Origin of the sequence: Enterobacter sp. MGH 37, from assembly GCF_000534515.1 — a bacterium.
Classification (GTDB): Bacteria; Pseudomonadota; Gammaproteobacteria; order Enterobacterales; family Enterobacteriaceae; genus Enterobacter; species Enterobacter kobei.
Map to the genome: position 1 here is coordinate 508,106 of NZ_KI973205.1, position 11,421 is coordinate 519,526.

Here is an 11,421-nt window from a genome sequence, read left to right on the forward strand (position 1 = left end):
GTGTGATGCCGCTCACTGACAGGACCGTTGCTGAACTATGGCTGAAGATCAAAAAACGCCTGCTGACGAGCAGGAAAACAACAATAATGAACGTAAGCGACCGGGCAAAAAACCGTTAATTATCCTCGGCATTGTCGTGGTAGTGATGGTTGTCGTGGCGCTGGTCTGGTGGTTTTTAACCCGTAACGAAGAGACAACTGACGACGCCTTTACCGATGGCGATGTGGTGACGATTGCCCCCAAAACGGCGGGCTATGTCACCGGGCTGCACGTGCGCGATAACCAGCGCGTTAAAAAAGGCGATCTGCTGGTGGTTATCGATCCACGCGATACCACCGCCCAGCGCGATCAGGCTCAGGCTCAGCTTGGACTGGCTATCGCGCAGCTCCATCAGGCCCAGGCGCAGCTGGCGCTCTCAAAAGTGCAGTATCCTGCCCAGCGTGACGAAGCGAAAGCGCAGGTACTGAAAGCGCAGGCCGATCTGGCGAACGCGCAGGCGGAGTACCGTCGTCAACGCGGCGTCGACCCGCGGGCGACCACGCAACAAAGTATTGATTCTGCGAACGCACAGCTGCGCAGCGCACAGGCTGCACTGGCCAGCGCCCAGGCGCAGCTGGAAGTGGCGGAGCAGGTTCAACTGCAAATTCGCCAGCAGGAAACCAACGTTGAAGCGCGTGAGCGTCAGGTCGAGCAGGCGAAAGCGCAGCTCGAAACGGCCAATCTGAATCTCTCCTACACCGAAGTCCGCGCCCCGTTCGACGGCTTTGTCACCAAACGCAACGTGCAGCCCGGGACGCTGGTGCAGGCGGGCACCGCGCTGTTCTCACTGGTTTCCCCTAACGTATGGGTGGTGGCGAACTTTAAAGAGTCCCAGCTTGAACGCATGAAGCCCGGCGATAAGGTCACCGTCTCCGTGGATGCGTGGCCGGATATGGAACTTGAGGGCCACGTCGACAGTATTCAGCAGGGCAGTGGCTCACGCTTCTCCGCTTTCCCGGCAGAAAATGCCACCGGCAACTTCGTCAAAATTGTGCAGCGCGTGCCGGTGAAAATCGTGATTGATAAGGGACTCGACCCGAATAAACCGCTGCCGCTGGGGCTGTCGGTGGCGCCGAAGGTGACAGTGGAATGACGGATCATAGCCACGACAGCTGGAAACCCGCCAGTAACCCGTGGGCGGTGGCGATTGTTGTCACCCTGGCGGTGTTTATGGAAATTCTGGACACCACCATCGTTAACGTGGCGCTGCCGCACGTCGCTGGTTCGCTCTCCTCCAGCTATGACGAATCGACCTGGGTTTTAACCAGCTATCTGGTGGCGAACGGCATCGTGCTGCCCATCTCGGCGTTTCTGAGCCGGGTGTTTGGCCGCAAGCAGTTCTTCTTAATCTGCATTGTGATGTTCACCGTCTGCTCGTTCCTGTGCGGGATCGCCACCGAGCTGTGGCAGATCATCCTGTTCCGCGTGATGCAGGGTTTCTTTGGCGGCGGGTTGCAGCCTACCCAGCAGTCGGTGCTGCTCGACTACTTCAAGCCGGAGGACCGGGGCAAAGCGTTTGGTCTCTCCTCTATTGCGATTATCGTTGCGCCGGTGCTCGGCCCCACGCTCGGCGGCTGGATCACCGACAACTACTCCTGGCGCTGGGTGTTCTTTATCAACATCCCGGTGGGGATCGTCACGGTACTGGCGATCTATCAGCTGCTGGAAGATCCGCCGTGGGAAAGTAAATCGAAAGAGAAGCTAACCATCGACTGGACGGGGATCGGGCTGATCGCCTTAGGGCTCGGTTGTTTGCAGGTGATGCTGGACCGGGGAGAGGATGAAGACTGGTTCTACTCAAACTTTATCCGCACTTTCGCCGTGCTGACGCTGATCGGCATCATCGGCGCGATCTACTGGCTGGTGTATGCCAGAAAGCCGGTGGTGGATCTCTACTGCCTGAAAGACCGCAACTTCGCGATCTCCAGCCTGTTAATGGCTGGGATGGCGATGATTTTATACGGCAGCTCGGTGGTGATCCCGCAGCTGGCGCAGCAGGATCTGGGCTATACCGCCACCTGGTCCGGGCTGGTGCTGTCGCCCGGCGCGGTGCTGATTGTACTCACCATCCCGCTGGTGCTGAAGCTCATGCCGGTGGTGCAGACGCGCTGGATTATCGCCTTTGGCTTTACCTGCCTGGCGGTGTCGTTCTTCTGGTCGCGCACGCTGACGCCGGATATCGACTTCGAGACCCTGGTGCTGTTCCGCAGCGCTCAGTCGATTGGGCTGGGGTTCCTGTTTGTGCCGCTCACCACGATTGCCTTCATCTCGATACCGAGACGGCTCAACGCCGACGCGGCGGCGCTGTTTACCATGTTCCGCAACGTGGCGGGCTCGATTGGGATTTCGCTCTCGACGGCGGCCATTACCGAGCGCTCGCAGGCCCATAGCGCGCATCTGGCGTATCACGCTTCGCCGTTTAACGAGCAGTTTCAGCAGGCGATACGCGAAAGCGCCCAGGCGATCCAGAACTTCACGACTCAGGTGGGTGACCCAACCGGCATTGCCACCGGGCGGATGTACCAGACCATGATCGAACAGTCGCGCTTCCTGGCCTACATCGACGTCTTCACCCTGCTGAGCGTGGTGGCCTTGTTACTGATTCCGTTTTGTTTGTTGCTCTCGCCGGTTAAGAGCGAGGGGAGTGCAGGAGCACATTGATGATACACAGACGTTTACACCCCCTGATGATAATGCTGCTGCTGGCTGGCTGTGCCGTGGGACCGGATTACCAGCCACCCGCGCCGCCGGCCGTCACGCACTGGAACGATAAGGGCGACAGCGGCGTGAAATCGCAAACTATCTCCGCTGCGACCAACCCGCGCTGGTGGAAAACCTTCGGCTCGCCGCAGCTCGATAGCCTCGTTGAACGGGCTATTGCCGGAAACCTGACCCTGCAGCAAACGGTGCTACGCATTGCCGGGGCACGTGAACAGATTAATCAGGCAGGCGGAGCATTTTTCCCGTCGGTTAATGGCAATCTACAGGCGACGCGCCAACAGCTCGGGCTGGAAGGCGAGCTGAAATCCCACGGCGTGTATGACCAGCTGGATAATGTCGATCCAGCCCTGCGGGGCGCGTTAGGCCCGCTGACGCAGCCGATCAACCTCTACCAGGGCAGTTTCGACGCCCAGTGGGAAATTGACCTGTGGGGCAAGGTGCGCCGTCAGGTGGAAGCCGCGGAAGCCCAGCAGAAGGCGGCTATCGAGCAGCGTAACGACGCGCTGGTGTCGCTGGAAGCGGAAGTGGCGCGGGCGTGGCTACAGCTGCGCGGCGCGCAGAGCATTATCGCCACCCTGAACACCCAGATTGAGAGCGCGCAGCAGACGCTGGATCTCACCGAAAGCCGCCAGCGCGGCGGGCTCTCGCCACAGATGGACGTAGAAAATGCCCGGGCGCAGCTGGGAAATCTGGAAGCGCAACTGCCGCAATATCAGGCGCAGGCGCGGCAGGCGATGAACGGCCTGGCAATCCTCCTCGGCAAGCCGCCGGGCGCTTTGGATGCCGAACTCCAGTCAGCGCAGCCAATGCCTGCGCTGCCGGATATCGTGCAAACGGGCATTCCGTCCACGCTGGCGCGCCGTCGTCCGGACGTGCGTGAGGCGGAGGCGAATCTTCATGCCGCCACGGCGCAAATCGGCGTCTCGGTGGCCGAGCTGTTCCCGAGCTTTACCCTCTCCGGGCAGTTTGGCCTGCGTAACAGCGAAACCAACTGGCTGACCGACTGGAGCAGCCATTTCTACAGCTTCGGCCCGCAGGTTTCTATTCCAATTTTCCAGGGCGGACGACTGGTCTCCAGCGTGAAGGTGGCGCGCGCGCAGCAGGGGGCAGCGGTGCTGGACTATCGGCAGACGGTGCTCACCGCGCTCGGCGATGTTGAAAACGCGCTGGTCAGCTACCGCACCGACCAGCAGCGTGAAGCCGGCCTCGCAAAAACGATCGACGCCCTGCAAAACGCCTTTGACTTAGCCAGCGACAGCTACCGACAGGGCATCGCCAGCTTTATCGACGTACTGGATGCCCAGCGTCAGCTCGCCCAGGCTCAGCAGCAGCGCGCTCAGGCGCAGGTGCAAAGCGCGCTCGATCTGGTGGCGCTCTACAAGGCGCTTGGCGGCGGCTGGGAGCCGTATCAGCAGGTACAGCTCCCGGATTACAGCGTCTTTGGCGACGCCCCGCGCGGATAAATTCAGAGGATTGAGCAAGAAACGGACAGGAACGCCACATTCGCGATGACAGAGGGGCGGGTATAACTAACTGGCACCCATTCGACATGTGAGGAATGACTTATGCGTTATCAAAAACTGGGCAACACCGGTCTGTTTGTTTCTGAACTCTGCCTCGGGACCATGACCTTCGGCGGAGAAGGCGGCATGTGGGGCAAGATTGGCCAGCTGCAGCAGAGCGAAGCCGAACAGCTGGTGGGCCGCGCGCTGGATGCCGGGATCAACTTTATCGACACCGCCGACGTTTACTCGGAAGGGCGCTCGGAGGAGATCACCGGCCAGGCGCTGAAGAACCTGAAAGTTCCGCGGGAGAACGTGGTGGTCGCAACGAAAGTGTTCGGTGAAACCGGCACCGCGGGCGTGAACTCGCGCGGCAGCTCGCGATATCACATCATCGGCAGCGTGAAGGAGAGTCTGCGCCGCCTGCAGCTGGATCATATCGATCTCTACCAGCTGCACGGCTTTGACCCTGCCACCCCCATTGAAGAGACGCTCCGTGCGCTGGATACCCTGGTACAGCACGGCCACGTGCGCTATATCGGCGTCTCGAACTGGGCAGCGTGGCAGATCGCCAAAGCGCTTGGCATCTCCGAGCGTCTGGGGCTGGCACGCTTCGCGTCGTTGCAGGCGTATTACACCATCGCCGGGCGCGATCTTGAGCGCGAGCTGGTGCCGATGATGCAGAGCGAAGGCGTCGGGCTGATGGTCTGGAGCCCACTGGCGGGTGGTCTGCTGAGCGGGAAATACGATCGCAACGGGCAGAGCGAATCGGGCGGGCGCCGTCTGGAGTTTGACTTCCCGCCGGTCAATAAAGATCGCGCCTTCGACTGCGTGGATGTAATGCGCACGATTGCCGAAAGCAAAGGCGTCTCCGTCGCGCAGATCGCGCTGGCGTGGCTGCTTCATCAGAAAGCGGTAACTAGCGTGATCGTGGGCGCGAAACGCGTCGATCAGTTGAATGACAATATCGCCGCAACCGGGATCCGCTTAAGCGAAGACGAGCTTAAAAAGCTTGATGCCGTCAGCGCGTTGCCGGGGGAATACCCGGGCTGGATGCTTGAGCGCCAGGGGGAATATCGTCGTAACCAGTTAGTGCAGCTTTAACCGTCCTCTCCCCGGTGGCGCTTCGGTATGAACCGGAAACATGGGTAACACTTTAGACCGGATACATGGGTAACAGTTATAACTGGCATAGAAGAGGAGACTCGCTATGCCCTGGACTGAGACCCGACCTATGCAACGCCTTGATTTTATCCGTGCCAGCCATGCAGGTACGGACTCCTTCTCCGCGCTTTGCCGTCTTTTTGGCATCAGCCGTAAAACCGGCTATAAATGGCTTCAGCGTTTTGACCCTTCTGATCTGTCATCTCTCTCTGACCGGTCGCGCGCGCCACGCTCCCACTCCCGGACGGTTCCTGATGATATCGCCGGACACCTGACTGCCCTGCGTCAAAAACACCCTGACTGGGGGCCAAAAAAACTGCGGATGTGGTTGCTCAATCATCACGTCGATTTTACCGTACCTGCCGCCAGCACTATCGGCGATATCCTCAAGCGCGAAGGCCTGGTTCCGGATAAAAAACGAAAACGCAGAACACCAGGCAATCGCCAGCCCCTGACCATCATCAGTGAGAACAATCAGGTCTGGAGCGCTGATTTTAAAGGCAAGTTCAGGCTGCTCAGCAGAGAGTACTGCCATCCTTTCACCCTGACCGATAATCACAGCCGGTATCTGCTCAGCTGCCGGGGAACACACCGTGAGAGTGAACCCTTTGTCAGAGAGTGCCTGACGGATGCGTTCCTGGAATATGGTCTGCCGGAAGTGCTTAGAACCGATAACGGCCAGCCCTTCGCGGGAACAGGAATAGCCGGATTAAGTCGTCTTGCCGTCTGGCTAATCAAGCTGGGCATCAGGCCGGAGCGTATCAGAAAGGGGCATCCGGAAGAAAATGGCCGCCATGAGCGAATGCACCGCTCCCTGAAAAGTGCGGTGAAACAGGGCAACACCTTCATGACGATGGAAGAACAACAGCGGTGGTTCAGTGACTACCGGAAAGAATTTAACTACGAAAGGCCGCATGAAGCACTGGCGGGTGCAACGCCCGGAACGGTATGGCAACCCTCAAACCGACACTGGGATGGCCGTCTTCCTGAATATGCTTATCCGGAAGGAGGTACAGTCTACAGGGTGAAATCGAGGGGGACCCTCTATATGGGAAAAAAGGGTACGGTGTTCCTGAGTGAAGCACTGACTGGGGAGTACATCATGCTGGAAGAGCAAGATGATGGCCTTGAGGCCATCATCTTTAATGGAATAACACTTGCGTACTACGACCGAAAAACCCAGAGTGTGCTCCGGATAGACTAAAAGTGTTACCTATGTTCCCGGTCTGATCTGTCACCTATGTATCCGGTCATACACTTCGCTTACCGGGGCTGCTTTCCGTAGGCATTATTTCAATCCATCTCACAAAAAACGATCCTCCCCTTTGATCCCCTTTTCATCTTCGCCTATATGACTAGTCATGAAATTTAAAATGACTAGTCATATAGGGAGAGAGCATGAATACATCGCTGCCAGCCAATTTTTTATGGGGCAACTCGGTCTCCAGCATGCAGACGGAAGGGGCATGGAACGAGGGCGGAAAGGGCATGTCGGTCTACGACATTCGTGAAGCCGGGGAAAATATCTCCGACTGGAAAGTGGCGACCGACTCCTACCACCGCTACAGGGAAGATTTCGACCTGATGCAGGATCTGGGCATGAACTGCTACCGCTTTCAGATCTCATGGAGCCGTGTCTGCCCGCAGGGTGATGGCGCGTTCAACGACGAGGGGATCGCGTTTTACGACCGCTTTATTGACGATCTTATCGCGCGCGGCATCGAGCCGATGATCTGCCTCTATCACTTCGATATGCCGTTGGCGCTGGCGCAGGAGTACAACGGGTTTAACGATCGCCGCGTGATGGAGGCCTTTATCCGCTACGGCAAGAAGATGATCGACTGCTTTGGCGACCGGGTGAAGTACTGGCTGACCTTCAACGAGCAGAACATTTTCCATATGCCGGAAGCCTTCCGCATTTCCGGTTACCTGAAAGGGGAGCAAACCCTTCGCGAGCTCTATGAGTTACAGCACCATGCGATGGTGGCGCATATGTCGCTGACCGAGTATCTGCACCAGACCAAACCGGGCCAGCTGATGGGCGGCATGCTGGCGCACCAGCTGATTTACCCGGCGACCTGCAAACCGCGCGATATCTTCTGCGCCCAGCAGTACGATGAATTCCTCAACCAGAACCTGCTGCGCGTTTTTGCGGGTCAGGGTTACAGCCCGGCGGTGATGGCGGTGGTGGAGCAGGAAGGCTTTGGCGATATCTACCGCGACGAAGATTTAGCGCTGCTGGCGCGCACCAAAAACGACTATATGGCCTTCAGCTATTACGCCAGCAAAACGCTGGACAGCGATGCCATCCCGGAAGGCACGCCGGTCAACTATTACCTGCTACACGGTGAGAAAAATAACCCGTACCTGAAAGCCACCGAGTGGAACTGGCAAATCGACCCTATGGGCTTTCGCACCATCATCACCCGCTACGCCAACGACTGGCGGATGCCGGTCTTCCCGATTGAAAACGGTATTGGCGTGATTGAGTCCTGGGACGGCGTCAACCCGATTGAGGACACCTACCGCATCGACTACCACCGGGCGCATATCGACGCAATGAAAGCGGCGATGTTCGAAGATGGCGCAGAGGTCATCGGCTACCTCGGCTGGGGGTTAATCGACATTCTCAGCTCCCAGGGCGACATGCGTAAGCGCTACGGCGTGGTCTACGTCAACCGAGAAAACCACGACCTGAAAGACCTGAAGCGCGTGCCGAAGAAAAGCTACGCCTGGCTGAAACAGGTCATTCATACCAACGGACGCGAGATGTAAGCCGTACGCTGCCGGGCCGTTTTTGTGACTGATTGATGGGAACTATCCGCTATGTCTGAAACAAAAATCACACCGCATATGCAGTCCTTTGTCGATAAATTTGTTGAGTTCTCGGCGCGCCTGGCAAACCAGGTGCACCTGCGCTCCCTGCGCGATGCCTTCGCCACGGTGATGCCGATTTTCATCCTCGCCGGTCTGGCGGTGCTGGTGAACAACGTGGTGTTCCCGTGGATTTTTGACGGCGACACGCTCACGCAGTTTAAGGTCTGGGGGGAGGCGATAATCAACGGCACGCTGAATATCGCCGCGCTGCTGCTGGCCCCGATGATTGCCTGGTCGCTGGCGCGCAATAAAGATTTCGACAATCCGGTCTCGGCAGTGGTTATCGCTGTCAGCAGTTTTATCATCATGATGCCGATGCGCCTGCAGTTGACGCCTGTCGGCAGCGAGACCACGGTGAACGTCACTCAGGTACTGACGTTCGCCAATATCGGCTCTACCGGGATTTTTGCCGGAGTGCTGATCGGGCTACTCTCAACGGAGCTGTTTATTGCCATTTCGCGGCTCAAGGCGCTACACATTTCGCTGGGGGAAAATGTGCCTCCGGCGGTGAGTAAATCCTTTACCGCGCTGATCCCAACCATTCTGACATTGTCAGTATTTGCCGTGCTGGCAGCACTGCTGGCAAACGTGCTGCACACGGACCTGATCCATCTCATCACGACCTTTATCCAGCAGCCGCTGCGGCTGATCAACACCAGCCTGCCAGGAACGATTTTTATCTACAGCTTCGGTAACTTCCTGTTCACGCTCGGGATTCATCAGTCGGTGGTCAACAGCGTGGTACTGGAACCGTTCCTGCTGATCAACACCAACGAGAACATGCTGGCCTTTGCCAATGGCCAGCCCATCCCGCATATCATCAACAACATCTTCGTGCCGACGTTTGGCATGGTGGGCGGGACGGGCAGCACCATTTCGCTGCTGATCGCCATCTTTATCTTCTCCCGGCAGAAGTCGGCGAAGCAGGTGGCGCGCCTGTCGCTGGCGCCCGGTTTATTCAACATCAACGAGCCGGTGATTTTTGGCCTGCCGATTGTCTTTAACCTGCCGCTGATGATCCCGTTTGTGCTGTTGCCCGCGATTGGCATTTACGTTGCCTGGCTCTGCACTACGCTGGGGTTAATGTCGCGCTGCGTGGTGATGATCCCGTGGACCACGCCGCCGATTCTGAGCGCCTGGCTGGCCACGGCAGGGGACTGGCGGGCGGTGGTGGTGCAGTTGGCAATCATTGTTTTTGGTGTATTCTTCTACCTGCCTTTCCTCAAGATTGCCGAGCGAGTGGCGTTGAAAAACAGCGGGATAGAAAACTAACTGAAAGGAAGGACGATGGCGGCGAAGTACATCACCATAGCGCGGGAAATTAAAAAACGCATTATCAGCCAGCAGTACGCCGCCAATGAACCACTTCCGGACCAGTTTGCGCTGGCGGCGGAGTTCAGCACCAGCCGGATGACCATCCAGCAGGCGATGCGCCAGCTGATTGTCGAAGGTCTGGTTTATACCCGTCAGGGGCAGGGCACCTTTATCCGCAAAAACTTCCTTCAGCTTTCCCAGTGGGATCTCTCCGGCAGCGACTATTTTGGTGCCACCAAAACCTGGGAACATCTGGGTACGGTCACGAGCCAGGTGGTGCATTTTGAACTGCGCTTCCCGAACGAGAAAGAGCAGGCGTCGCTGATGATTAATGCCGATGCGCCGGTCTATGATTTTATTCGCCTGCGTTTATTAAACGGTGAACCGATGTCGCTGGATTCAACGGTAATGCCGATGACCCTGGTGCCCGGCCTGACGAAAAGCCATCTTGACGGTTCGGTGTTTCAGTATGTTCAGGAGACGCTGGGGCTGAAAATTATGGGGTCATACAGGGTGGTGCGGGCGCTAAAACCCAACGCGCTGGACAGGCAACATCTGGTCTGCGAGGAAACCGATCCGGTGCTGGAGGTGGAGCAGGTCATTTATCTGGAAGATGGCACGCCGCTGGAATATGCCCACTGCCACTATCGGTACGACCACGGCGGGATAGTTATCGTGAATAACGGGTAAAAAAAAGCGGGCATCGAAGCCCGCTTTTTTAATGCTCGTTATTAGTTCAAACGCACCGGCATACCGGAGCGGTTCTGCACGGCCTGGTCAACGATGGTCGTTTCCACGTCAGGCTGAGAGGTCACCGCCTGCACCGCGCTGTTCAGCGTAACAGGGACGACTTCGTTGTTGTTGATCTGGTCTTCGCTGGTAGACAGCGGGTTGTGCACTTCAATGTAACGGCTACCGTCTGGCTCAGTGGTGGCTTTTACCGGTTCGTTAATGAACTGCACGCGCGTACCGACCGGCACGTTTTCGAACAGGAACTTGATGTCGTCGTTACGCAGACGCACGCAGCCGTGGCTTACGCGCAGGCCGATACCGAAGTTGGCGTTGGTGCCGTGAATGGCGTACAGACGGCCAATGTACAGCGCGTACAGACCCATCGGGTTATCCGGGCCGGCTGGCACAACGGCTGGCAGCGGTTCGCCGGCAGCGATGTATTCTGCGTGCATTTTGGCGGTAGGGGTCCAGGTTGGGCCCGCTTTCTTACGCTCAACTTTGGTGGTCCAGTTCATTGGGGTATCTTTACCCAGCTGGCCGATACCGATTGGCAGCACGATAACGGTGTTGGTGCCTTTCGGGTAGTAATACAGACGCATTTCGGCGCTGTTAATGACGATACCTTCATGAACGGTATCCGGCAGGATCAGCTGCTGAGGAATATTCAGTACGGTACCCGCTTTTGGCAGATACGGGTCAACGCCCGGGTTTGCTTCCAGCATGTTAGACAGGCCCAGCTGGTACTGTGCGGCGAAATACTCCAGCGGCTGAGAGTTACCTTCTGGTACCGTCACCACCTGGTTTTCGCCCACCAGACGGCTTCCGTCTGTCGGCAGGGGATACGTCACCGCAGACGCGGTCTTACAAAAACCTACTACGGCTAACGCCGCCGCAAAAAGCGTTGTTAATTTCATGTTCATGTTGTGCGAGGTATCTAAGCCATTCAGGCGATGAGTTGATAAGTCTGAATCTATGATGGGAGCGCATTATATGTGCATTCCCGCTCGCAGGGAATTCAGATGTGTACGAAATCACATTTTTTTCGATTTTGTTAAAGTTTAGTGGATTGCCG

At 57.4% G+C, this 11,421-nt stretch carries 9 protein-coding genes; 8 read left to right on the forward strand and 1 reads right to left on the reverse strand.

Annotated features, from left to right (window positions below):
• Positions 1-37: 37 nt before the first annotated feature.
• The 8 genes from L383_RS21225 to L383_RS21190 all read left to right on the forward strand — a co-directional run bounded on the left by L383_RS21225 (position 38) and on the right by L383_RS21190 (position 10,307).
• Positions 38-1,132, forward strand: a complete 1,095-nt coding sequence (locus L383_RS21225) for an HlyD family secretion protein (RefSeq protein WP_014883112.1) — start codon at positions 38-40, stop codon at positions 1,130-1,132.
• Positions 1,129-2,700: a DHA2 family efflux MFS transporter permease subunit gene (locus tag L383_RS21220; protein ID WP_023332472.1), complete on the forward strand. Its 1,572-nt coding sequence runs from the start codon at positions 1,129-1,131 to the stop codon at positions 2,698-2,700. Before L383_RS21225 ends, L383_RS21220 begins: the two co-directional genes overlap by 4 nt.
• Entirely contained in the window at positions 2,700-4,223 is a 1,524-nt protein-coding gene (locus L383_RS21215; protein ID WP_023332473.1) for an efflux transporter outer membrane subunit, read from the forward strand. The genes L383_RS21220 and L383_RS21215 overlap by 1 nt, the downstream gene beginning before the upstream one ends.
• A 102-nt stretch (positions 4,224-4,325) precedes the next feature.
• Positions 4,326-5,366 (forward strand): aldo/keto reductase, encoded by a 1,041-nt coding sequence (locus tag L383_RS21210; protein WP_023332474.1) that lies wholly within the window; start codon positions 4,326-4,328, stop codon positions 5,364-5,366.
• Between the two features lie 106 nt (positions 5,367-5,472).
• Positions 5,473-6,630, forward strand: a complete 1,158-nt coding sequence (locus L383_RS21205) for a DDE-type integrase/transposase/recombinase (RefSeq protein WP_023330980.1) — start codon at positions 5,473-5,475, stop codon at positions 6,628-6,630.
• A gap of 194 nt (positions 6,631-6,824) precedes the next feature.
• Positions 6,825-8,201, forward strand: coding sequence for a glycoside hydrolase family 1 protein (locus L383_RS21200; RefSeq protein ID WP_014883116.1), 1,377 nt, complete (start codon positions 6,825-6,827; stop codon positions 8,199-8,201).
• A 51-nt stretch (positions 8,202-8,252) separates the two neighbouring features.
• Positions 8,253-9,575 carry a PTS sugar transporter subunit IIC gene (locus tag L383_RS21195; protein WP_014883117.1) on the forward strand — a complete coding sequence of 441 codons (1,323 nt, stop codon included), beginning with the start codon at positions 8,253-8,255 and terminating at the stop codon, positions 9,573-9,575.
• Positions 9,576-9,590: 15 nt separating this feature from the next.
• Positions 9,591-10,307, forward strand: a complete 717-nt coding sequence (locus L383_RS21190; RefSeq protein ID WP_014883118.1) for a GntR family transcriptional regulator — start codon at positions 9,591-9,593, stop codon at positions 10,305-10,307.
• A gap of 41 nt (positions 10,308-10,348) precedes the next feature.
• On the opposite strand, the gene ldtB is transcribed toward L383_RS21190, so the two are convergent.
• Positions 10,349-11,269 carry a L,D-transpeptidase gene (gene ldtB / locus L383_RS21185; protein WP_014883119.1) on the reverse strand — a complete coding sequence of 307 codons (921 nt, stop codon included), beginning with the start codon at positions 11,267-11,269 and terminating at the stop codon, positions 10,349-10,351.
• Between the last annotated feature and the right edge of the window lie 152 nt (positions 11,270-11,421).

Coding starts and splice junctions, on each gene's coding strand:
- L383_RS21200 (WP_014883116.1), top strand. CDS start 6,825: ATGAATACATCGCTGCCAGCCAATTTTTTATGGGGCAACTCGGTCTCC.
- L383_RS21215 (WP_023332473.1), top strand. CDS start 2,700: ATGATACACAGACGTTTACACCCCCTGATGATAATGCTGCTGCTGGCT.
- L383_RS21195 (WP_014883117.1), top strand. CDS start 8,253: ATGTCTGAAACAAAAATCACACCGCATATGCAGTCCTTTGTCGATAAA.
- L383_RS21210 (WP_023332474.1), top strand. CDS start 4,326: ATGCGTTATCAAAAACTGGGCAACACCGGTCTGTTTGTTTCTGAACTC.
- L383_RS21225 (WP_014883112.1), top strand. CDS start 38: ATGGCTGAAGATCAAAAAACGCCTGCTGACGAGCAGGAAAACAACAAT.
- L383_RS21190 (WP_014883118.1), top strand. CDS start 9,591: ATGGCGGCGAAGTACATCACCATAGCGCGGGAAATTAAAAAACGCATT.
- ldtB (WP_014883119.1), bottom strand. CDS start 11,269: ATGAACATGAAATTAACAACGCTTTTTGCGGCGGCGTTAGCCGTAGTA.
- L383_RS21220 (WP_023332472.1), top strand. CDS start 1,129: ATGACGGATCATAGCCACGACAGCTGGAAACCCGCCAGTAACCCGTGG.
- L383_RS21205 (WP_023330980.1), top strand. CDS start 5,473: ATGCCCTGGACTGAGACCCGACCTATGCAACGCCTTGATTTTATCCGT.